We start from the raw sequence: 23,694 nt of genomic DNA on the forward strand, positions 1-23,694 counted from the left end.
ACTACAATTGAATGGTGTGGTATGCAATTAGAGAATTTCTTCCATAACTATAAGCAAATCGGTTTTCAGCAGCATTTAACTATTATAACAACCTCTGGCAATAGAAATTACTTTCACCATTCCCTCTATCATGATTTAAGGGGAATGGTGAAAGTAGTTTTTGCATTTACTAAAGCATTCTTCTTATAGATACTATACCAACAATCCACTATTTTTTCTATGTCTCGCGGTTTAACCTCCGGACCTATACTGATTCTAATTGAACATTCTGCTTGCTCTTTTGTTGCTCCCATTGCAAGCAAAACATGAGAAGGCCCAACTTTTCCAGAAGAACATGCAGAACCATTGCTGACTGCAATATTATTTAAGTCAAAGCACATGAGCTGCAGATCATTCTTCACTCTCGGCATATAAATGAAACTTGTATTTGGCAATCTTTTAGAATTTCTGCCAAAGATCTTGATATCACTGACAAGACTTAATAACCCATACTCCAATTGATCACGTAGCTTCTCTACTTCATCCATCTTTGATAGAAGATCTGGAATGTTTTGCAATGCAGCAGAAAGACCTACTATTGCAATAATGTTTTCTGTACCACCACGCAATCCTTTTTCTTGCCCACCACCTATTATAGTAGGTTCTATTACAAGCTTTTTGTCAAATATTAAAACTCCACTACCTGCTATACCACCAAATTTGTGAGCAGATAAAGTAAGTAAATCCACTCCTAAATCTTCCATATTTACTTTGATTTTCCCAACACTTTGAGCAGCGTCAGTGTGACAGATTGCCCCGAATTTATGTGCCATTTTAGCTATTTCCTTAACAGGCTGGATAACTCCAGTTTCGTTATTAGCCATCATCACTGAAATTATTACTTTATTCCCTTCAAGTTCGCTTAGAATTTTCTCTAGCTCTAAAAAGTCAACAATACCCTCTTGATTAACGGGTATTATATGTGGATTACATGCAGAATTAAGAATTGAAGGATGCTCTGTAGCTGAAATTACATGCAGATAGCCTTTCATTCCTCTCATGACGAGGTTGTTTGCTTCAGTTGCACCAGACGTAAAAACTATTTCTTTATCATCTGGAATGCTAAGAGCATCACGTACGTTATCTCTTACCTCTTTAAGAATCTTCCTCGCTTCTTGTCCTCTTTTATGCAGAGATGATGGATTTAGTGTTTGTTTTGACAAAATCTCAAGTATACTTTTTTTTACATTTTTACTCACTGGAGCAGTTGCATTATAATCAGCATACACGCAACTACTGTCTTCCAGAGAGAATAAACTCACAGGCTTATTTGTCACTTACCATCAACCAATTATGTATGTTAACTTTAACACGATAAAAATTTATTGCAAAAACAGGGAAATTAATACATAATTAATAAACAATTTACATTATCAACACCTGTCAAAACAGGTTTTTATTAGGAGTTATCATGGTAGAAGTCTTTTTAAATAATTCAACAAAAAAGATAGAAGGTAGATACCATCAAAGCAAAGATACCAATGCACCAGTTGTGCTAATTTTACATCATCACCCTCAATATGGTGGTAGTATGGATAGTAAGATTATACATACTATATATGAATCTTTTATCGATAATAACTTTTCTGCATTGACAATTAATTTTCGTGGTGTCGGAAAATCTACCGGAACTTTTGATAAGGGTATAGGAGAATTAACTGATGCTGCAGTAGCTATTGATTGGCTTCAGGAGCATAACTCTAACAATGTTCCAATTTGGATAGTTGGTTTTTCTTTTGGAGCATGGGTAGCTATGCAATTGACAATGCGCCGTCCAGAGATAGTAAGTTTTGTTGCCCTTTCTCTCCCAGCAACTAAGTACGATTTCTCTTTTCTCTCTCCTTGCCCAGTTCCTGGACTTATAATACAAAGTAATAATGATACAATTTCAGAAGAAAGCGATGTAACAGAATTAGCACAAAGGTTAATAAATTCGGTAAAAAATAACCATATGGAATACCATATAGTAGAAGATACTAACCACTTTTTAAGGGATAAAGAAGAGGAAGTAGCTCAAATTATAGATAATTATATAAAACTACGCTTAAACAGTGCAGTCACTTCCTCCAAAAAAGTTAAAAAAGAGATAAGGGTAAAAGAATATGCCTAACTTTACAAATGAGAGAAATGAACGTATTAATATAAATAAAAAAAGTCTTGTTATGTTTAGGCAATTATTATTTCTCGTTTTAGCAATGTTTATGCTGTCAGGATGCTTTCTAAGTAAACAGCGTAAGTTAAAGAGTCCGTGTATAAAAAATAATGAAAGCATTTCATGCGAATTACACTCTGTTAATGACCATTGGTTAAATAAGTACAAGTTATAGGTAGCTTTGTATTGTACTGTTTCTTCCATTTACAGCTTTACTAATGATCGGTTTTTTAACTGAAAAATGTGATCTGCTTTTTCTGCAAGGATATAGTTGTGTGTTACTATAAGCATAGAGCTGTTATTTTCCTTTACATATGAATGTAACAGCAAAAATACATTCAAAGAATTTGTTGGGTCTAAATTTCCCGTTGGCTCATCTGCAAGTAAAAGCTTTGGAGAGTTTACAATGCTTCTTGCAATTGCAACCCTCTGCCTTTCTCCACCAGAAATTTCAGATACCATACTACTTGCTTTATTTTCCAGACCAAATTTTTCTAATATTGCTTGCGATTTTTTTTTTGCTTCAGCTTTGCTTTTTCCTGCAATGAGCTGAGGAAGCATAACGTTTTCCAACACTGATAACTCTTGTAATAAATAGTGAAATTGATAAACAAAGCTAAGAAAATTTCTTCTTACATGAGTTTTATTCTTATTACTGGCTTGTGTGCAATTTATTCCATCTATCGTCACTATACCTAAAGTTGGCTCATCCAATAGACCCGCAATTTGCAATATAGTTGTTTTTCCTGATCCTGAACTACCAATCAATGCAACTACTTGCCCTCTTGTAATCTTCAGGTTGATATCTTCTACAATAGCAGGACTTTTTTTGAAGCTCTTACTTACAGAAGCTAGCTCTAGTGTTACACCACCACCCATATTATAAAAAGATCCAGGAGGGAGAATTAGACCGAGAAACTGTTACCACACCCACATCGAGACTTAGCGAGAGCATTCTTGATTTGAAAACCAGAACCACTTAGATCTTCAGTATAATCTATAGTTGAGTTATTTAAAAATTTCGCTGAACAATTATCAACCATTAACACAGGGTTTCCATTCTCATCATTAATTACTATATCTTTACCTTTTTCACTAAAACTGGAGTGGCTTCTATAATCCTCGCTATCTTCGTCATCGTCAAAATCGTCGTCTTCATCATCGTCAAAATCGTCATCCAAAGACATCTTCTTATTTATTTGATCCATAAGAAAATTATACTTGAAGCCAGAGCATCCACCACCTGAAACTGCAACCCGCAAAATAGAACTCTCATCTCCTTCCTGTTCTACAAGGGAGTGGATTTTCCTTAATGCATTGTCAGTTAAGCTAATATTGTAATCTGTTGACATAACAACCACCGTTCATTATTGATAACCTATTATAGTAGAAATTTTACATGTCAAACAATAATTTTCTATTAAGTTACGCGTGCTTTCCAAATAAAACAAAAGGAAGAAATTTCAAAGAGCCAGAAGACAAAAATCGCAGCTGTTTTCAGCGTGATAGGGACCGCATTATTCACTCTAATGCGTTTAGGAAACTAGGATACAAAACACAAGTTTTTATCAATTATGAGCATGATTACTATCGCACTCGGCTAACTCATAGCCTTGAAGTTGCACAAATTGCAAGATCCATCGCACGCAGGCTCAGATTAGATGAGGACATCACCGAATGCATAGCGCTTGCACATGACCTTGGTCATCCTCCATTTGGTCACACAGGTGAGAATGCTCTAGTTCAAATTGATAACGAGAAGTATAAGTTTGATCATAATGTTCAAGCTATAAGGATTTTAACTTATCTTGAACAAAAACATGCTGATTTTGATGGTATGAATCTAAGTTGGGAAGTGATTGAAGGCGTTGCAAAGCATAACGGTCCTTTACTCGGTCAAAATGCGGTATCTCAAACAAATAATCAGCTGTTATTAGAATACAATGAAAAATATGATCTAAAGCTTGAAGAATTTTCAAGTCTTGAAGCACAAGTTGCTTCGATTGCTGATGACATTGCTTATAGTGTTCATGATCTTGATGATGCACTCAGGGCAAATTTAGTAACCATCGAAGATTTGCTCGATGTTCCTTTAATTGGCAAAATGTTCAAAGAAGTAAAAAGCGAATATTCAGAATTGGCCCAAAGCAAACTCATACATGAATCACTGAGTAGAGCTATAGGAATTATGATAAATGATGTCGTTTTTCAGACTGAAAAAAATATTAAAGACTACAAAATAAAAAGCGTAGAAGATGTAAGAGGTCTAAATAAAATGCTAGTCACATTTTCACCAGAAGTTGCAAATGCCACAAAAGAGATGAAAAAGTTCAACATGGAAAAAATATACAGAAGTTATAAACTGACCAGAACAATGAACAAAGCAAAACGTATAGTACAGGAGCTTTTTCAATGTTTTTATGAAAACCCAGGGTTATTACCCACAGAGTGGAACAAGCTTGCCTGTGAATCTCAGCGTTCAGTAATAATATGTGATTATATCTCAGGTATGACAGATAGATTTGCCATACACGAGCACAGAAGAATTTTTGATACCTCATACGAAATGACTTCTTTCTAATGACTGAAGATTATTTCATGTCGATCGCATTAAAACTTGCAGAAAAAAGTCTTGGAAGTGTTGCACCAAATCCCACTGTTGGATGTGTCATTGTAAAAGACGGTATGGTGATCGGTGAAGGCTACACAGGAATCGGTGGACGTCCACATGCAGAAGTAGTTGCTTTACAAAATGCTAAAGACTTAACTCATGGTGCAACTATGTACGTCACTCTCGAACCATGCTGCCACTTTGGAGTTACAGAACCTTGCACTGCAGAAATCATAAAATCAGGAATAAGAAAGGTAGTGATTGCAGCAATTGATCCAGATAGTAGAGTTTCAGGCGGAGGAATTAAAGCTCTGAAAGAAGCAGGAATTGAAGTGAAGCAAGGTATTATGCAGAAAGAAGCAGAGAAGCTGAATGTTGGCTTTTTTACCACCAAGAAACTCCATAGACCATTCATAGCTTGCAAAATCGCAACAACTCTCGATGGAAAAATCGCAACGTTTACAGGCGATAGCAAATGGATAACAAGTGAAGATACGAGAAATTGGGTACATGAGCTCAGAGCAAAATATGATGCAATTATGATTGGCAGCAATACCCTTGTTAGTGACGATCCACTCTTAACTTGCAGATTACCAGGGCTGGAAAATAGATCACCAATAAGGCTAATTATCGATAGCCAAGGGAAATTGAAGGAAGAGCATAATATTGCAAAGACTGCAGATACCTTATATAACCATGATTTAAGCAAAGAGCCAACAGCATACCTTTCGATGTCATTCCAGCGCGTGACGCTGGAATCTAGAAAAAAAGAAGAAGAATGGATCCCAGTGTCACGCACTGGGATGACAGGAGGTTCAACTTGGGTAATTACAAACAATGAAGTAAAGAAAAAAATAAAAAACATTAACTACTTAGTAGTTAATTCAAACAATGCTGGCAAAGTCTGCCTCAAAGACATGGCATCAAAACTTGTTTCAGAAATTGGCATAACAAGGTTATTAGTTGAAGGTGGAGGAGTGTTGATTACAGAATTATTAAAGCACAATTTAATCGACAGGTTAATAATCTGTCGCAGTGGTAAAATTCTAGGCAATGATGCCACTCCCTTTATAGGGAATTTAGGAATTCAATCCATCAACAACTGTTACCAATTTAAAAAAGTAGAGATAATAGAGTTTAGTAAGGATGTAGTTGAGGTGTGGGATAGATTATCGTAACCTTTACATACTTGAATGATAGAGAAAAGAGGTAGAGATGAACCTACCTCTTTTTTTCTCGATTTAAAGCTGCTTACTATTAGCAATTTTTGATAAGAATGCATTTACTGCAACCTCTCCTAATTTAGTTGTTACGTCAGCTTTTAAAGCATTCATATCTTTACTACTTACCGCAACTGTTTTAGAATCAGCATCCATAACTAACTTTTCTTTCATTCCAGCAAGCTGATTTTCATCATCTACGCTAGTTAATTGTACTTTATAATTATCGTTAGCAACATCAACGTGTTTAAATTTAACTTCAACTGATTTATTTTTTAGCAACACATTCAGAGTTACTTCATCATTAACATTTTTACCATTTGTTAATGCTTCATAATCATCTTTTGAAAGTTTCAGATTTAATTTCTGACTTTCTTCAACAATTTCACCTTTCTTTATTGCATCACCAAGAAGAACAGAGAAATCTGCATCTTTACCATCTTTACCATCTTTACCATCTTTACCATCTTTACCATCTTTACCATCCTTACCATTTGTACCATTCACTCCTATTTCTTCATTCTTATACATTTGCTGATATGAAGCATAAGCTGCTGCAGCAAAATATACAGCGGCAATAAATAGAACTGCAATTCCAGCAGGGCTAGCAATAAGCGCTAAAGACGCAGGTCCAGCAATTACTTTAGTAGCAATTAATATTGCTGTTATTGCTCCTGCTAAAGATGCAGCTGCAACTAAACAGTCAATACCCATTTTTGTTATATGTGCTGTGTTTTTTAGTTTCCATATACTTGCAGTCATAATCACTTCCTCCTAATTAAGGTTTATAAAAAGTTAATTATATATTGAGAATGTAAACTAATCAAGCATTTTTATTAATAACTTGATGTTTTATCTACTTTTTAAATTGTTACTAATTATATAAGATTGATACATGGTAAATGGCTGGCTGAATCTTGATAAACCAACAGGAATGAGTTCTGCACAAGCTGTAACCCAAGTTAAAAAGATCTTTGGAATTGAGAAAGCTGGTCATCTGGGAACACTTGATCCTTTGGCTTCAGGTGTATTACCAATCGCTCTTGGTGAAGCAACAAAAACTATACCGTATTTATCTTGTGACTTAAAGGCATACAATTTCACAATCAAATGGGGAAAGCAAACAACTACGGATGATTTGGGTGGTGATATCATTAGAACTAGCGATATAAAACCCGAATATAACCAAATAAATTGTGCGATTAAGGATTTTATTGGTGAGATAACACAAACTCCTCCTCAATTTTCAGCAGTGAAAATCAAGGGAGCAAGAGCATATAAGTTGGCAAGAAGTGGGCAAAAGGTAAATATAAAACCTCGACAAGTTAAAATACATGAACTGAAGCTGATATTCTTGGACACTATAAATAATAGTGCTGATTTTTCTATGATCTGCGGTAGCGGTGTATATGTAAGATCAATTGCAAGAGATCTTGGAGTCACATTAAATTGCTTTGGACACATTACAAAATTAAGAAGAACGATGGTAGGTGATTTTAAGGAAGATGAATCAGTGACAATTGAGCAACTTACTAAAAAAAACACAACAACTTACTCTCCCCAGTGCTTGACACTGGATACAAATACTTACAAATCATGTAATGGACAAAAGATTCTAGGAGCATATGTCAAAAACAATGTTCGTGATGAAATAGACTGGATCCCAGTGTCAAGCACTGGGATGGCAGAAGATGATGGAGGTAATACAAAAGGCTTCATCATCCCCATTGAATCGGCTTTAAAATCGATGTTCAAAGTTGAAATTTCCTTAGAGGAAGCGGAGAAAATCAGAAAAGGTCAAGAAATTATATTAAATAACTTGCGTAATTTAAAGAATTATGATATTTTTTGTACGATAGTGGGTAATGTACCTATTGCAATTTGCAGTTTTACTCATGGTTGTGTGAAGCCTATTCGTGTTTTTAATATTTTGAAATGAGGTTTAGATGTCAATAACATCCCAAAAGAAAAAAAGTTTGATTAGTACATATGCAATTAAAGAAGATGATACAGGTTCATCTTTTGTACAGTGTGCAATTTTAACCGAGAGGATCAGTAATTTAACTGAGCATTTTAAAGCGCATAAGCATGACCATAATTCTAAGCGCGGTTTACTTATATTGATAGGTAGAAGGCGCAAGCACTTAAATTATATAAAACGTAAATTTGGTAATGAAGCCTATCAAGAGTTAATAGAGAAGTTAGGCATTAGAAAATAATCGAGGAATTTTGTATGTTTGAAATTATAAAAAAATCTATAGATTGGGAGGGGCGTACCTTATCTTTAGAAACTGGGAAAATAGCACGTCAAGCTGATGGTTCAGTAGTTGTAAATTATGGAGATACTTCTATCTTAGTCACTGTTGTACGAAAAAAGAAGGAAGAAAGTGTTGATTTTCTCCCTTTAAATGTGCAGTTTATTGCAAAAAGTTATGCCATGGGTAAGATTCCTGGTGGTTTTTTTAAAAGAGAAGGAAAACCATCTGATAGAGAAACTTTAATTTCAAGAGTAATAGACAGAAGTATAAGGCCGTTATTTCCTGAAGGTTTTCATGATGAAATTAGTGTAGTATGTAATCTGTTAACTTACGATACGGTCAATTCTCCTGAAGTACCAGCATTGATAGGTACCGTCGCAGCTCTTGCAATTTCTGGTGTTCCTTTCCACTTTACTATAGCTGGAGTTATGGTCGGTTGTGATGAAAATAACAATTATATACTCAATCCTTCCGTTCAAGAGATGAAGGCAAGCAACTTGGATCTGTTTTTGTCTGGTGATGAAAATTCGATCTTAATGGTCGAATCGGAAGTCAAAGAGCTCTCTGAAGAAAATGTTTTGAGTGCAATAAAATTCGGCCATGAACATCTTCAACCTGTTATTAAGCTTATAAAAGAATTTGCTGATACAGTAGGCAATAAACCTGAAAGCTTTGCTCCTGTTGATATATCAGATATAACTCAAGAACTTGAAAAATATCGAAAAGACTTTGAAGAAGCATATTCAAAAACAGTAAAACAAGAGCGAGTTCAAGCTCTAGAAGTAGTCAGGAATAATATATTGAATACTCTTAAAGAGGCTGGAAAAGACGAAAAGTTAATTACTTATGCAGTAAAAAGCTTTGAAAGATCTTTAGTGCGTGAAATGATTAGAAGGAAAAGTGTGAGGATAGACAGCCGTAAGTATGATGAAATACGCCAGATAGAAATTGAGGCTGACATTCTACCCAAGACTCACGGTTCTGCGCTATTTACAAGGGGTACCACTCAGGCACTAGTTGTTACTGCTCTTGGTACTACACAAGATGAGCAAATTGTGGATGACATTGAAGGGGATAGACGTGAACATTTTATGTTGCATTATAATTTTCCTCCATTTGCTGTTGGAGAGGCTTCTGCTATACGCGCACCAGGAAGGAGAGAAATTGGTCATGGTAAACTTGCTTGGAAAGCAATTCATCCTGTTTTACCTGATAAATCTGAATTTCCTTATACAATAAGGGTAGTATCTGAGATTATGGAATCTGATGGTTCTTCTTCTATGGCAACAGTTTGTGGAACTTCCATTGCATTAATGGATACAGGTGTGCCAATAAAGGCTCCCGTTGCAGGAATTGCTATGGGTCTCATCAAAGACAAAAATGAGCATATAATACTTTCTGATATACTGGGCGATGAAGACTATCTTGGTGATATGGACTTCAAAGTAGCAGGAACTAGCGAAGGGATTACAGCACTGCAGATGGATATGAAAATTCCTGGTATAAGCTTTGAAATTGTTGAAAAATCTTTAGAACAAGCAAAAGTCGGAAGATTACATATCTTAGAAAAAATGAATGCAGTAATTTCAGAACATCGTAAGGATATAAAAGATCATGTACCAAGAGTGTTATCGTTTTATATAGATAAAGATAAAATTTCTGCAGCTATTGGTGCTAAAGGAAAAAATATACGCAGTGTATGTGAAAGAAGTAATGCAAAAATTGAAATAGGGGATGACGGTAAAGTTTCTGTTTTTGCCATTAGTAGTACTGAAGCTGAAGCTGCAAAGAATATGATGATTGATTCAATAACAGAGCTAGAACAAGGTTCTATAATTGATGCTAAAGTTGTAAAGATAGAGAAGTCTATTGTAGAGCTAGAACTTCTTAATGGAAGAAAAGGAAAAATGCATATAAGCGAGGTAGCTAATCAACATGTAGAGTCCATTGAGGATATACTTAAACAGGGTGATACCTTCAAAGCTTTGATAATTGACTTTGAAAAAGGTGGATGTCCAAAATTATCAAGACGTCGTGTTGATCAAGAAACAGGTGAATTTTTTGAAGGTAAGCTTTACAATGAAGAAAGGAGAGATGGTTTAAATAATAGGGATAATTATTATAACAACTCGTTTAATAAAAAACCTGGAGATAATTATCATAGTAATAGACCTACTCGTCCTCGTTCTGGTTTTAGTAATAGAAACAGACCAAAATTTGGTAATAATGACTCATCATCAGGTTTCTATTGAGGTTGAACTTACTTTCTATTATCTCAGTGTCGAAGCACTGGGATAATAGGAATTTTTAAAACTGACAAGATAACAAAAAGTATCCGTTCAGGAGAGTGGTTTAAGAAACAATAGATAAGAGGTTTTGGAAAGGATTGAGACCCCTTTGTTTCCATGTTAAGTATAACGAAATTATCCGTTCAAGGAATGCATTTCCCCGCTTTGATTGTGTAAAATACGAATTTTTGCGGTAAACGACATAATGCCGTATCTGCTGTTCAGCATGGTTGTTTGTCAGCGGAATGTTTTTTGGGTCATCTAAAAAATTCCACATCATTCTTTCAGATTTCAAAATATTTTTCGCAACTCGAGAGGCTCCAATTGCTTCAGGTAAGTAGGATATTTCCTTCAAGTAATACCTTGTACGTTTTCGCAACTTTCTGGCACGTCTGGCAAATCTAAAAACATCTATCTCATTTTTTAGCAAAGCCTTTTTTAGTGCAAATAATTCAGTAGCTACATTTCTTAAGTAACAGCCAAGAACTTTGACTTCAATATTCCAACTATGCGCTAATCTTTCAAAATCCCTTGCTAAGTGTGCCCAGCAGATTTGCCTTTTTTCATCAGCAAAGTAATTGTATACTGCGTACCTGTCGGTTACCACTAAGCTATTATGATTGCAGCATGCGTTATTTTTTAAAACTTTCATTCCTCTTGACTCTGTCAACTTCACAAAACTTGCCGTATTGCTTGCAAACATCCAACACCAAGCGAGTTTACCTTTGTTATAATGGCTCGTTTCATCAATATGTAGAACTTTACTCCTACTTATCTCTTGTTCGATCTGCTCATACATTTTTTTGCATTTTGAAGCAACTCTATGTTCACTATTTGATATGCTAACGACGCTTATGTTCAAATTGAAGATATCATTTACGACACTCGCTATTTCGCGTTTTGAATTTTTGTAGAATCCGCTGAACGCTGCAATTATTGACTTAACCCTTGGACCAAATGTATCTGACGTAACACCTTCTGGTAACTTACTGCTTCTTCTTTTTCCGCATCTCCGGCAACGACCATGCTCCATCTGATATTCCACTACATAAGGCCTAATTTCCGGAAGATCAACTTTTTGATGAATGTACGGTCCATTGCATATTGCAATCCCTCCTCCGCATTCACAAGTAGATGACAACTTTACTTTTATCACCTCATCTGCATCCATTTTGGCGCGAAAACTTCCTTTATGACCAACCTGACCACCAACGTTTCTGTCGCTCTTTGGCTTGTCCTTTTTTATTTTGTACAACTCTCTAGAGCTTGGTAGAGATGAATTTTTCGAGTTTAAACCAAGCCTTTCCTTTAATTCAGCGTTCTCTATCTTTAAAGCCTTGTTCTCTGCTTTTAAACTTTCATTCTCCCTTTCCAGCTTTTCTATTTTTGCTTCTAACTTTTCTATTTTTTGCTGTAAATTTTTGCAAAGCTCTAAAAGGTTTACCACATTACCTCACTTTTGCTCTATGATTATCTTTTTAGATCACCTTGTCTACCTTATTCTGCCACTCCGCTGAACGGATACTAACAAAAATGGTTTGTGTTATCTGTAGGGTTATAACGAAAGATTTTTAAGATCGTTTATAGCCTTTTTCATGTCTTCAGCTTTAAATATTGCTGATCCAGCAACTAATATATTTGCACCTGCTTTTATTATATCAGCTGCGTTAGAAAAGTTAACTCCACCATCTACTGAAACTTGCGTTTTAAGGTTACGGTCCTGTATCATTTTCTTTATAATAGATATCTTGTGCAGCTGCAAATGAATAAACTCTTGTCCTCCAAATCCAGGATTAACTGTCATAATTAGCACAATATCTAGCTCATGTATTATATACTCAAGCACGCTTGGAGAAGTTGAAGGGACAATTGAAACTCCAACTTGTATTGTTTTTTTTGTATCATTTATGTTTTTATATGATTTTATCCTTTTTACTAGCCTCTCAAGATGTATCTCTGCTTCTGCATGTATAGTGATAATATCAGCACCAGCATTTATAAAGCTTTCAATATGGTCACCAGGAGATTTAATCATTAAGTGTACATCAAAAGGAAGATTGCTATATTTACGTATTGCAGAGATAACATTCGGACCAATTGTAATATTTGGAACGAAATTCCCATCCATAACGTCTATGTGTATATAATCCGCACCTAAGTCATTAATTCTTTTTACTTCCTCCCCTAATTCTGCAAAGTCTGCTGAAAGTATAGAAGGTGCAATTTTAATACCCATGGGTTACTTTCTACCAAAAATAAAAAAGTAACTTATTTTTTAAACTCTGTCATCCCAATACTATATTAATCTCATTTAGAAATTTTTGTATCCTTCCAGATGCATGGCTAAGTCTTATTTGCAATAAATTTGCTGAATGCTAGTTTCAGCTACTTTCATGACACCCATTTCTTTCTAGTGCTTCCCTTCTTGTTATTTCAGTTCCCATCATGTCATTCCAGTGCGTGACACTGGAATCCCGTTTTTGCCTTTCGAGAGAGCAAGTTCTTTCAATCTAAACACTACATGCACGTTATCATCATCAACTTCAATGCGTTGAACTAATTTTCTTATTATATCAAGTTTAGTTTCCCAATCTGCCTGATTAAGCTCTGATTCAACATCAGAGGAAAAACTTTCTACACTGCTTGTGATAAAATCTAATTCTCTTTGTAGCCTCTTTTCATCGACCATTTTCTTTCGGCCTCTAACCACTTTAACTCTCGGTAGGTCCGGCTTACAGTTTTGTCCAGGGTCATTTAGCACATTCTTATACTATAAGAATAATTCATTTTCACAACTTTTGAACTGTGGCGGTCGCCATCCCTCATCTATGCCACTATCATCAAATGTTGCTAATTCTAATTTTTCTAACCTATCCCTCATATTATGAAAAACTGCGACATTATGATTAATAACTTCCATTATATGGCTCGTTTTACCTTTCTCCACATCTAGGTCATTATGCAGTTTGCTAATAGACTTTTGATTATTGTCCAATACACTATCCAATTTAGGAACAAATTCATCATTTAGATCTTTGTTACATTTATCTAGAGCTGCGTGAAGGTATTTAACTCGTACATTTCTTTCTTTAATATCCTCAAAAGTAGAAGGCTTGTGTTTGATCTCTATTCTGCTCATTACTTTGAGGTTATTTTCACCACTCTGTTCATCAGTGCTCATATCAACTCCTGTAAAAAATTACAATTCCAAAAGTCATACATAGATAACCTTTTCAAACTTTTATTATAGTGTATATTGGTTAATTTATCATTAAGCTAGCATATACTATAATAATCAATATTTTACAGTAAGAATCGTTTGTGTTTCAAATCCGAATTCTGGATTGCTTTGTTACATAACACTTTATAGGTATGCAAATTGGAGTAAACTCGTGCAGCTAATTTAAACTCAGCTATATCTATATCAGTAAATTTGTTGAGCAAATGGTACTCAGCTCTTTTTTACGATTTATCTCCGATTTGTGTTTTAACAAATATTTGCTTTAACCCATAGAAAAAGGATTTAACATAAGACCGTGTTTCATATTTAACTTTCTTCTTCCACTTATTACTCATAGTGCTCATATTCTGCTAACGTACTTGTTTCTTTCTGATAAAGTAGTCAGCTAAACAAATTTTAGCGTCCTTTCTAGGCTGAATAATAGGTATAAGTATTGATATTGCCTGTATTCTCTATACACGCTTCTTATATCATGAACTACATCTGCTCGCATAAACAAATATTATACCTATATATTAACTTTCTCTCACATATTACAAGCCAACAAATAATCGGTAGCAACGCCATTAGTGTACTTTATTGTTGCTGCCTGCCACTTTTGGACTGTTTTCACATATAAACTTTCTATGGCCTGGTTAACAATAAGTTTGTTACACTTACCGATTACTGGCTCCTATTTTGCCACTCTGCTGAACAGATACCAATTTAAGGTAAAACCTAGATAAAAGAGAAAAATAAGTTTTTACAAGAGTCTTTTCAAAATCACACTTGTACAATAACTAAGGCATTTTCCACTTTATGCCACAACTATGAACATTTATTTGCAAAAAATACTATAAACACAAAATGATAGATGTCATGCCAGTGCTCAGACACTGGCATCCAGTAAATTTGCAAGCATAAAAGTTATGCTAAAATATAACGTTTCTGATAATTACAGAAATCAGTATCAGTTACTTTCATGACACCCATTTAGTTGTCTTTTCCCATCTACCTTATTTCACTACTTTGCTAAATGGATACAAATTTTTTAATACTTTACGTACAATCCTAACCTTTGAATTATCTTGAGCTGTAAATAGTTTTCACCACAAAAAATTGTTAGCATAAGTAAAAAAACGTAGTGCTTGTAATTCATCCAATATTTTCCTCTGCCCATACATCTGGCCATTGTAATACTCATTAGACTTCTTTCTTCGCCTCTTCTAAATATTCCAACACAGTTTCATGCAGCGCAGTCCAAGACATTTGCTTTTCCATATTCGGTATAAACTTTTGTTTCCAAGTGTCCTTAAATTCTTGGAACCATTGTTTTTCAAAATTTTGGAAATCAGGTGAAATTTTCGACCTAAACCCATTAATTAAATTCGAGACTTCTATAGCCTTTTCAGGGCTTATAGACTTAAAAGACAATATTTCATTCTTTAAAACATCTAGCTTCTCAAATGAATTAAGCTTAAATGGAATATAAAGCGAGGATCTTATATTATACCTTAGATAAGAGTCGTAATATAGCTTAATCTTGTACATGAGCGTAGCAAATGCACTAGAAGAAATATTATTTTCATATTCTGCAAGAGAAGATAATAAACGCTTGTAATCCTCTTCATTCAAAAATGTTGGTTGTAAACTTGATTCAATTTTATTATTAAAAGATGTGAATCTGTTGAAAATACAATTGCCATATTCGCTTAAAAATTCAGGCAAAATATCTTCCTGTTCTAATTTTAGAGGCAAGTCTTTTCTAATCTCTTTCGGCAAATGATGCATTGAAAACTGATTAATAACCCACGCAAAATTCTCATCAAACTCATTTGAGTAATCAACATTATTGTCAGCGTTACCTTCTTTATCATTCCAAGGCAGTATTTTATAAAAAAAATTGTTCAACCTTTTTTTTAATTTCAAAATACTTTCACTCTTATCGCCTACCTTATATAAAACCTCTTCTACTTTTTGTCTTGCGTCTTGAGAACTGATTCTATCACCTATATGCAGTCCAATGCCATTTCTCTCCAATAACTCCCAATCAAACAACTTATGTGGGTCAGGTTTACGCATTGCGTAGCCTTCAATGGCTGAGTTATATACTATAGTACCTATTTCAGCGTGACTAAATATCATATCTTTTCTAATCTTAAAGCGCTTCATGAGGTACAAAATCAGATCTTTAACAGATTTCATTTGCTCTTCTGGAAAAGGCTCAAGCCCTGTGTTTACAATCTCTATACCTATAGAATAATCATTCAGTTTTCGTAGCTCTTCAATCACATTATCTACTTGAACTTTCGCATAACTTATACCAGCATGCCACGCTCGTTTTTCGAGTGGAACCATCAGAGTAATGCTACCATCCCTATCAACAATAAGCTGTACTGATATACCTGAAGAATTTAATGCGCATTTTGTGCTTTTTAATGTTGGTGATTCGGTATGATGCACCACCACCATCAACACTTTTTTGCTTTCTCTATCATCATAATTTGAACTTGGTGCAGGATCTAAAAATATTGGATTCTTTAATGATGTTTTCAAATCTTGAAAATCGTTCTCGATATCAATTAAGCAAGATTGCTGTCCATATACAAGAGGCGCTACAAGCAGCAACAGAAATAAAACAGACAAACATTTTTTTACTATAAGTCTCATGCAGCTTTACAAATTGCCCACAATATAACTAAATTAACATAATACGCATAAAATGTTTACTTTTTTTTAGCTAATCAAGGCTTGCTACAGCTACAATTAGTACTTTTATCATTACATTTTGGTGTTAAGTCAGGATAGAACGTAAGTATAGCGTCATTCTTTCTCACAAACACTGATTGATAATTGGCATCTTCCATTTTATACAGACACATTCCATCTTTTCCCAATTCCTTAAACGCCTTAGTTGCAGAAACTAAAATATCATCAGCATGAAGGTTATGTGCATACCCATTTGGGCACTTAACTTTTACTTCTCCACCCTTACCTAAGTATTTCATTCCAAACGTGTAAACAGGTGGCTTAATATCTAATTTATTGCACAGAGATTTATTACCCCAAATTGCACCCGCCCACTTATTTTCTTGAGCTTCAACATATCTACCTACAAAATGCATACCACCAAGTCCCAATCTATCTGGTTCACCACAAAAAATATGTCCAAATCCTATAGTTTCTTTCTCAACTCCGCTATTTGTAAACCAAATCTTAGTCAATTCATCTTTAAATAACCCCAAGCCTGCATTTGGTGTAGCCACTTGATGATCGAGCTTATCGTATATCCTTTTCACCACTTCTTGATGCTGCGGACAATCGAGCAAAATTCTAAAATCTTCTTCATCAGGGTGTGTTCCCCAATCTCCACAAACTCTTAATACTCCTCTATCAAAATCAGTCAGCTCCGGAAGTGGTGGAATATAGTCTGGATCTGAAGAATCTGTTTTGAAAAACGGCTCAAAGCCAATTTGTGAATTTGCATCATTGAGATAATGCTCCTTAATGTAAAAAACAAATCCTATTACTGGTATTATCAAGCACAAGATTAACTTAGCTATTTTCGACATAATCATATTCATAAAGAAGCTAGGGTATAAGCAACAACTTAAAAAAGTTTTAATCTAATGTTGATCGCAGTCCTGGCATCTCATCACCACTTAGCCAACTTAAAAACGCTCCCCCACCAGTTGAAATATATGTAAAATCTTTATCGGCAAGACCTGCAGCATTTACTGCAGATAGGCTATCTCCTCCCCCTATTACACTGGTTAATTTTCCTTCGTGTGTCAAATCACTTACTACTCTCATCACCTCTACTGTACCATTTGCAAAAGCTGAATGTTCAAAAACACCAATAGGTCCGTTCCACAGCAGAGTTTTACTGCTTGCTATTATACCGCTTATTGTGCTTAAAGTTTGAGGTCCGATATCTAAAATTATATCACCGTCCAAAATGGATTCAATTTTTCTTAAAACGCCAGTGCTATAATCAGAATTTACTGCAACCAAAACGTCTTCTGGCACAACTATTTTGCAATTGTTTTTATTTGCCGTCTCAACAATATCGTGCAGAAGATCATCAACGCCATTTTGAAAAAAAGACTTGCCTATATTAACTTTATTAAATAACAAAAAATTATTAGCAATTGCGCCGCCCAGAATAAGGTAATCAACCTTTTCTGCTAGCTTTATAAGCATTTTTATTTTAGTTGATATTTTAGCTCCACCAACTATCGCAGTAATAGGTTTAGCGTCAAACGATATAGCTTGCTCAAGATACTTTAGCTCATCTTGCAAGCAAAATCCTGCATAAGAAGGTAAAAATTCCGTAATGCGTGAAATAGAAGCGTGAGCTCTGTGAGAGCAAGAAAACGCATCATTTATATATATATCTGCTAGAGATGCTAATTGTTTAGCAAAATTTGAATCATTCTGCTCTTCTTCTTTATAAAACCTCAGATTCTCTAGTAATATTATATCTCCTCCATCCATCGCATTTATTGCTCTTTGTACTCTCTCACCAATACAATCATCAATAAATTTCACTTCTTTGCTTAGCAGCCGCGATAAAGTTTCAACTACGTTTTTTAGTGATAAGTTACTGTCTTTGGCTTTTGGACGCCCAAAATGTGAGATAACAATAACTTTTGCACCCGCATTTGCCAAATACTGAATGGTAGGTAGCGCTCTCAAAATACGAGTGGCATCACAAATTCTTCCATTTTTTATAGGAACATTGAAGTCAACCCTGAGCAGAACATTTTTATTGTGAAAATCACAACTCTCTATGCTAGGTACATTTATCATAAAATTAAAGAGCTATAAAATCACTATACAATAGTTTAATCCAAAGTAAAGGAAGGAAATTCCAATGCTAAACAAATTAATAAATAGGAAAATTACTACAAATACTTTCAACTTTATTTTTCACTGCTTTTTCAACATCAGGGCTATTTCCATCAATTAATCCCTGAATTACTTCATTTATTAGATTAGCTACTTCTCTAAAATCTTCTTTCTCAAGTCCGCGTGTTGTCTCAGCAGCGGTACCAAAACGGAGCCCTGAAGTAATGGTTGGTTTTTCTGTGTCAAATGGCACGGAGTTTTTATTGCAGGTAATGCCAGCTCTTTCAAGGCTATTCACAACGTCTTTTCCAGTCAATTTCCGTGATCTTAAATCAACTAGCACTATATGAGAGTCAGTGCCGCCAGTTATAATGTTCAGCCCATGCCCTTGCAGCGCTTGAGCTAACACTTTTGCATTTTCTACAACTTTTTTACTATAAGTTTTAAACTCTGGCGCTAATGCTTCCTTAAATGCAACAGCTTTTGCAGCTATCACATGCATAAGTGGCCCACCTTGCAATCCTGGAAAAACTGCAGACTGAATTTTTTTATGTAACGCTTCATCATTTGTCATCACCACTCCACCACGAGGACCACGTAGAGTCTTGTGAGTTGTAGAAGTTATAATATGCGCATATTTGGCAGGTGATGGGTAACAACCTGCAGCAATAAGCCCTGAATAGTGAGCAATATCTGCAAGCAGATATGCACCAACTTTATTCGCAATTTCACGAAAGCGCTCGAAATCTATTTTTCTTGGATAAGCAGAAGCACCAGCAATAATTAATTTTGGTTTATGCTCCAGCGCTAGCCTTTCCACCTCATCCATATCAAGCAGGTAAGTGTCTCTATTAACTGTATACTGAATCGACTTAAACCACTTACCAGAAAGGTTTGGTGCTGCACCATGAGTTAAATGTCCACCGCAGTTCAGTGACAATCCAAGTATTGTATCACCCGGAGCAAGCAGTGAAGCAAACACTGCTTGATTTGCCTGAGAACCAGAATGAGGTTGAACATTTGCAAATTTAACACCAAATAGCTTACAAAGCCTTTCTATAGCCAGATTTTCAACTTCATCTACATACTCACAGCCACAGTAATATCTTTTACCAGGATAACCTTCTGCATATTTATTAGTCAGAAAAGAACCCTGTGCTTCCATCACTGCTTTACTTGCAAAATTCTCCGATGCAATCAATTGCAACTGCGATCTTTGACGCTGCAGTTCCTTCTCTATAGAGAGATAAACTTCATTATCAAAAGACTTTAAATTATTTTCAGAGTTACAAATCCTTTCTGAAGCAATTGTCATAAGACCTTTTCCTTAACCACATAAATCCAAAAACAGCCAAAAGCAGACATACAGGAATAATTGATATTGCTTTTACCAGCAAATCAGTACCATACAAAGGATTTCCTTGTATTACCGTTCCATTCCAACATAAGTCTATTATTTTTGCAATTCCAGTATGAAAAAAATAGCCAAAAACCATAACTATCATGTTTGATACAGCTGTGGCCAAGCCTACCAAGTTATTGTTTACATAACTTATTGCCTTGTAAATAGTAATTACCTGATACCCAGATGCAAAGCCGATAACAAGAAGTGTAGGTAATGCAATATATAAACCGCCAACTTGTGTAAAAAGCAAAAGAAAGCTAGCGATCATTGCAAAAGAACACGCAATAATCACCTCGTAATGTTTGTCTGGATACTTCTCCAGTAAATAAGCGAGAAAGAATGATCCAGCCCCCATGCCTATGAACATGAGAGAGGAAAGTGAAGATGCCAAATCTCCGGTCATTTGATATGCTTCACATAAGAACGCTTTTGCCCAACCATCAGCAAAACCTTCTAGTGGCCCAACCATCAAGCCCCCAAAAAAGCTGATTAGAATGATATGTTTATTGAAAAGTACAGTCTTTAAATCTTGAAGTATGTTGTCATTTCTACTCTCCTCTATGTTACTGTTTGGCGTTATTAAGAATAAAAGTAGGGCGAGCAAGCAACCAAACGCTGAGAAAGTGTATATAACATAATTCCAACCAAATTTATTGAGCAAAAAGTCTAGAGGTAATCCACCATAAATAGCTCCCAGTAACCCTATTATTATAGATAAACTAGCCATCCTTGCTGATTTTTCTTGTGAGAAATACATACTTGCAACTTTAAAGAGCCCAATTGCCGAAGCAGATGACCCAACTCCAACAATCATTCTACCAAGTATTGAGTAATACCACTCATCAAAGCATATTAGTGGTAATGTCCCAGCAAACGTTAAGACAATACATGCAGGCAAAACAAACTTTGGCCCAAATCTATCAAGGGCAAGACCAACAGGTATGTGAGCAAGCGTATAGCCTATATAATATAGCCCACCAAATTGACCAACATCTGTAATACTTATGTTAAATTTCGTTATTAATTCAGGCGCGATTATATTTGGAATTACACGTAATATATACTGGTATGCATAAAATAGTGATGCTAGCAACCATATGAAAAAGTTTCTCTGCAATCCTAATATTACCTAAAAAACAGAATTATAGGTATTTTATCAGCAAGGAGCAACACTTTTGTAAATAGCTACTCTAATCCGAGTATCTTTCTTAAAAGAGACCTTTTAGCATATCTATAACTGGTTCATGGATAAGGTATATGAAAAAAATTATACCACAGATGATAAGGATTTTTATAATTTTACCCTTGTTCATCTTAAGCTTTATTTTTTTTACTATAAGTTTTAGTTTTGTTACAAAATTCATTTTACTTACGCTTTTATTTCGTGATACCGATTATACTTTAAATAATATAATTTTTAATGAAATTCAGTATCAGAAACGCTGTAGTTAACTAAATATTAACCTTTTTGTGTGTAAAATATAATATAAAAGCAAGGTGAGTGAATGAACATAGGTACATAGGTACAATAGACAATACGCTACAAAACTACATAACAAAATACATTGAACAAACATTCGCCGCACACACAGGCAATAGATACGACAAGTTATACAGGGAACTTTTAAGTAGCGCAGAAGAAATAATAAAACTTACTGTAAACGAAGCAAAACAATATGATAAAAGCCTAGAAGAACTACATAACAATTCAATATTTCACGATAAGAAATTTATTCAAGCTGTTGCTAAACACCAGATATTAGAATTTCTGAATACTCATCCAAAGAAGAAAGAAATCGTTGCAGAATTTAAAAATGAACATCATATCAACGAAAGCGATTTAAAAATTTTAAAGGAAGGAAAAGATTTAGTGAATAAAATAAACGACATTAACTTAACTCAACAAAATGAGAAAAATGAAATATTGAACATTAGAAAGGTACTTTCTAAATCAATAGGAATGCCCTCTTCGAGAACTGAAAAATCCAAAGCAACTTTAGTAGAAAGTCCTGAGGTGGTAAAATAGACGTACTTAACTTTTCCTAATTGGAAAATACTTTTAATCCTATGATACCCAGCACTACCAAAGCAAGGGAAAATAAACGCCCAAAATTTACTGGGTCATTAAAAAACATTATTCCTATTATCGCTGCACCTATAGAGCCTATACCAGTCCAAACTGCATAAGATGTTCCAAGAGGAATAGACTTCATTGCTAACGATAGCCAGTAAAGACTCACAGAACCGCTAACTAAAATAATTACTACAGGTATAACACGAGTAAAGCCATTGCTATATTTCAGTGCTGTGGTCCATATTATTTCAACCAAACCAGCTAATAGCAAATACACCCAAGCCATAAATCAACTCTATCTTACTGAAATATTATATATAGGAATATTAAAAAGTTAACTTAGCATTTCGCATGCTTTAGTAATACTATCACATCCAATTTCTAATTGTTCCTGAGAGGTTGCATAAGAAATTCTGATAAAATTTTTCAGACCAAATGCAATTCCTGGAACAACAGCAACTAAATGATCTTCTAATAAATATTCGGTAAAATCAAGATCACTATTTATTACTTTATCACTTTTCGTACTCTTACCCAATAAACCTTCACATGAGACAAACAAATAGAATGCACCCTGCGGAATAGATACTGACAATCCTGAAGCAGAATTTAGCTTTTTTACTACAAAATCTCTACGATCCTTAAAGATTTTTGTTCTTTCTTTCAAAAAACTATGATCACCGTTTAACGCTTCAACTGCTGCTGCTTGTGCTATTGAATTTGGGTTAGAAGTACTTTGAGACTGCAGTGTAGAAATAGCTTTTACTATATCACTCCTACCTGCAATATAACCTATTCTCCAGCCAGTCATTGCATAGGCTTTTGATACTCCATTGACAACAAAAACCCTATCGTAAAGCTTTGGCTCAACCTGAGCAATGGTAAAAAACTTTTCATCGTATACTATGTGCTCATAAATATCATCTGTAACAATATTTACATGTGGATATTCAAGCAATACTTGCGCTATGCTTTTCAATTCATCATATCTATAGACAATTCCTGCTGGATTGTTCGGTGAATTAAGAATTAACCATTTAGTTTTCTTAGTTATCTTGCTCTTCAGTAATTCTGGTGTCAGCTTAAAGTTTTGCTTGCACTCTACAACAACTGGCAGTCCGCCAAAAAGATTTACCATATCAACATACGAAACCCAATAAGGAGCTGGTATTATAGCCTCATCTCCAGGGTCAATTGTTGCCATAAATAAGTTGAATAACACCTGCTTAGCGCCTGCGCCGACACAAATTTGGTTCAGTGTATATTCTAGATTGTTATCCCTTTTTAACTTATTGATTATCGCCTCTTTAAGCTCATGCGTTCCATCAACAGCAGTATATTTAGTTTTGCCTTCATTTATCGATTGAATAGCTGCCTTTTTTATATGATCTGGAGTGTCAAAATCCGGCTCTCCCGCAGCTAAAACGCAAATTTTCTTTCCTTCGCTTTTTAATCTGTTTGCCTTATCGGTCACAGCAATTGTAGGCGACGGTTTTATCAGAGACATCCTCTTTGCAAGGTCTGACATAATCTCACTAAAGTTAAATAAAAATGATAAACTCTACACAACAAAAAA

Annotated in this window: 22 protein-coding genes; 7 read left to right on the forward strand and 15 right to left on the reverse strand. The window is 34.9% G+C overall.

Annotated elements, in window-relative coordinates:
• Positions 1 to 128 precede the first annotated feature (128 nt).
• Entirely contained in the window at positions 129 to 1,316 is a 1,188-nt protein-coding gene (locus tag ONG75_RS06935; RefSeq protein WP_264376095.1) for a cysteine desulfurase family protein, read from the reverse strand.
• Between the two features lie 134 nt (positions 1,317 to 1,450).
• On the opposite strand from ONG75_RS06935, the gene ONG75_RS06940 reads away from it, so the two are divergent.
• The gene (locus ONG75_RS06940) at positions 1,451 to 2,149 is read left to right on the forward strand and encodes an alpha/beta hydrolase (RefSeq protein WP_211907559.1); all 699 of its coding nucleotides are present in this window, start codon (positions 1,451 to 1,453) and stop codon (positions 2,147 to 2,149) included.
• A gap of 246 nt (positions 2,150 to 2,395) precedes the next feature.
• Here the strand turns inward: ONG75_RS06940 and ONG75_RS06945 are convergent, their stop codons facing one another.
• Both ONG75_RS06945 and ONG75_RS06950 read right to left on the reverse strand, forming a co-directional pair.
• A complete protein-coding gene (locus ONG75_RS06945) occupies positions 2,396 to 3,070 on the reverse strand; it encodes an ABC transporter ATP-binding protein (RefSeq protein ID WP_264376096.1) in 675 nt (224 codons plus the stop codon).
• A gap of 26 nt (positions 3,071 to 3,096) precedes the next feature.
• The gene (locus tag ONG75_RS06950) at positions 3,097 to 3,543 is read right to left on the reverse strand and encodes a HesB/IscA family protein (RefSeq protein WP_007302232.1); all 447 of its coding nucleotides are present in this window, start codon (positions 3,541 to 3,543) and stop codon (positions 3,097 to 3,099) included.
• Between the two features lie 47 nt (positions 3,544 to 3,590).
• On the opposite strand from ONG75_RS06950, the gene ONG75_RS06955 reads away from it, so the two are divergent.
• Complete coding sequence (locus ONG75_RS06955; protein WP_264376097.1) at positions 3,591 to 4,772, forward strand: deoxyguanosinetriphosphate triphosphohydrolase; 1,182 nt, start codon at positions 3,591 to 3,593, stop codon at positions 4,770 to 4,772.
• Positions 4,772 to 5,980 carry a bifunctional diaminohydroxyphosphoribosylaminopyrimidine deaminase/5-amino-6-(5-phosphoribosylamino)uracil reductase RibD gene (gene ribD, locus ONG75_RS06960; protein WP_264376098.1) on the forward strand — a complete coding sequence of 403 codons (1,209 nt, stop codon included), beginning with the start codon at positions 4,772 to 4,774 and terminating at the stop codon, positions 5,978 to 5,980. The genes ONG75_RS06955 and ribD overlap by 1 nt, the downstream gene beginning before the upstream one ends.
• A gap of 63 nt (positions 5,981 to 6,043) precedes the next feature.
• On the opposite strand, the gene ONG75_RS06965 is transcribed toward ribD, so the two are convergent.
• Positions 6,044 to 6,784, reverse strand: a complete 741-nt coding sequence (locus ONG75_RS06965) for a hypothetical protein (RefSeq protein ID WP_264376099.1) — start codon at positions 6,782 to 6,784, stop codon at positions 6,044 to 6,046.
• 133 nt (positions 6,785 to 6,917) lie between these two features.
• Between ONG75_RS06965 and truB the strand changes: the two genes are divergently transcribed.
• From truB to pnp, 3 genes are read left to right on the forward strand one after another with little or no spacing between them, the layout of a single operon-like run.
• The gene (gene truB, locus ONG75_RS06970) at positions 6,918 to 7,961 is read left to right on the forward strand and encodes a tRNA pseudouridine(55) synthase TruB (RefSeq protein WP_264376100.1); all 1,044 of its coding nucleotides are present in this window, start codon (positions 6,918 to 6,920) and stop codon (positions 7,959 to 7,961) included.
• 7 nt (positions 7,962 to 7,968) lie between these two features.
• Complete coding sequence (rpsO, locus tag ONG75_RS06975) at positions 7,969 to 8,241, forward strand: 30S ribosomal protein S15 (RefSeq protein WP_007302237.1); 273 nt, start codon at positions 7,969 to 7,971, stop codon at positions 8,239 to 8,241.
• A 14-nt stretch (positions 8,242 to 8,255) separates the two neighbouring features.
• Complete coding sequence (gene pnp / locus ONG75_RS06980; RefSeq protein ID WP_264376101.1) at positions 8,256 to 10,532, forward strand: polyribonucleotide nucleotidyltransferase; 2,277 nt, start codon at positions 8,256 to 8,258, stop codon at positions 10,530 to 10,532.
• Positions 10,533 to 10,632: 100 nt separating this feature from the next.
• Here pnp and tnpC read toward each other — a convergent pair whose 3' ends face one another.
• The 9 genes from tnpC to ONG75_RS07025 all read right to left on the reverse strand — a co-directional run bounded on the left by tnpC (position 10,633) and on the right by ONG75_RS07025 (position 21,161).
• Positions 10,633 to 12,015: an IS66 family transposase gene (tnpC, locus tag ONG75_RS06985; RefSeq protein WP_264375454.1), complete on the reverse strand. Its 1,383-nt coding sequence runs from the start codon at positions 12,013 to 12,015 to the stop codon at positions 10,633 to 10,635.
• Positions 12,016 to 12,123: 108 nt separating this feature from the next.
• Entirely contained in the window at positions 12,124 to 12,804 is a 681-nt protein-coding gene (gene rpe, locus ONG75_RS06990; protein ID WP_264376102.1) for a ribulose-phosphate 3-epimerase, read from the reverse strand.
• Positions 12,805 to 13,011: 207 nt separating this feature from the next.
• Positions 13,012 to 13,278 carry a hypothetical protein gene (locus ONG75_RS06995; RefSeq protein ID WP_264376103.1) on the reverse strand — a complete coding sequence of 89 codons (267 nt, stop codon included), beginning with the start codon at positions 13,276 to 13,278 and terminating at the stop codon, positions 13,012 to 13,014.
• A 60-nt stretch (positions 13,279 to 13,338) separates the two neighbouring features.
• Positions 13,339 to 13,749 carry a hypothetical protein gene (locus ONG75_RS07000; protein ID WP_264376104.1) on the reverse strand — a complete coding sequence of 137 codons (411 nt, stop codon included), beginning with the start codon at positions 13,747 to 13,749 and terminating at the stop codon, positions 13,339 to 13,341.
• 1,242 nt (positions 13,750 to 14,991) lie between these two features.
• Entirely contained in the window at positions 14,992 to 16,458 is a 1,467-nt protein-coding gene (locus ONG75_RS07005; protein ID WP_264376105.1) for an N-acetylmuramoyl-L-alanine amidase, read from the reverse strand.
• Positions 16,459 to 16,532: 74 nt separating this feature from the next.
• Positions 16,533 to 17,360, reverse strand: a complete 828-nt coding sequence (locus tag ONG75_RS07010; RefSeq protein ID WP_264376106.1) for an EndoU domain-containing protein — start codon at positions 17,358 to 17,360, stop codon at positions 16,533 to 16,535.
• 49 nt (positions 17,361 to 17,409) lie between these two features.
• On the reverse strand, positions 17,410 to 18,597 hold the full coding sequence (locus tag ONG75_RS07015) for a phosphoglycerate kinase (protein WP_264376184.1): 1,188 nt from the start codon (positions 18,595 to 18,597) through the stop codon (positions 17,410 to 17,412).
• Between the two features lie 79 nt (positions 18,598 to 18,676).
• Positions 18,677 to 19,954, reverse strand: a complete 1,278-nt coding sequence (glyA, locus tag ONG75_RS07020) for a serine hydroxymethyltransferase (RefSeq protein WP_264376107.1) — start codon at positions 19,952 to 19,954, stop codon at positions 18,677 to 18,679.
• The gene (locus ONG75_RS07025) at positions 19,926 to 21,161 is read right to left on the reverse strand and encodes an MFS transporter (RefSeq protein WP_264376108.1); all 1,236 of its coding nucleotides are present in this window, start codon (positions 21,159 to 21,161) and stop codon (positions 19,926 to 19,928) included. The genes glyA and ONG75_RS07025 overlap by 29 nt, the downstream gene beginning before the upstream one ends.
• A gap of 384 nt (positions 21,162 to 21,545) precedes the next feature.
• On the opposite strand from ONG75_RS07025, the gene ONG75_RS07030 reads away from it, so the two are divergent.
• The gene (locus ONG75_RS07030; protein WP_264376109.1) at positions 21,546 to 22,070 is read left to right on the forward strand and encodes a hypothetical protein; all 525 of its coding nucleotides are present in this window, start codon (positions 21,546 to 21,548) and stop codon (positions 22,068 to 22,070) included.
• A 16-nt stretch (positions 22,071 to 22,086) separates the two neighbouring features.
• On the opposite strand, the gene ONG75_RS07035 is transcribed toward ONG75_RS07030, so the two are convergent.
• On the reverse strand, positions 22,087 to 22,404 hold the full coding sequence (locus ONG75_RS07035) for a DMT family transporter (protein ID WP_010403511.1): 318 nt from the start codon (positions 22,402 to 22,404) through the stop codon (positions 22,087 to 22,089).
• A gap of 48 nt (positions 22,405 to 22,452) precedes the next feature.
• Positions 22,453 to 23,646 (reverse strand): pyridoxal phosphate-dependent aminotransferase, encoded by a 1,194-nt coding sequence (locus ONG75_RS07040; protein WP_264376110.1) that lies wholly within the window; start codon positions 23,644 to 23,646, stop codon positions 22,453 to 22,455.
• Positions 23,647 to 23,694: the final 48 nt, after the last annotated feature.

This window comes from Wolbachia endosymbiont (group B) of Sphaerophoria taeniata (assembly GCF_947179355.1).
Lineage (GTDB): Bacteria > Pseudomonadota > Alphaproteobacteria > Rickettsiales > Anaplasmataceae > Wolbachia.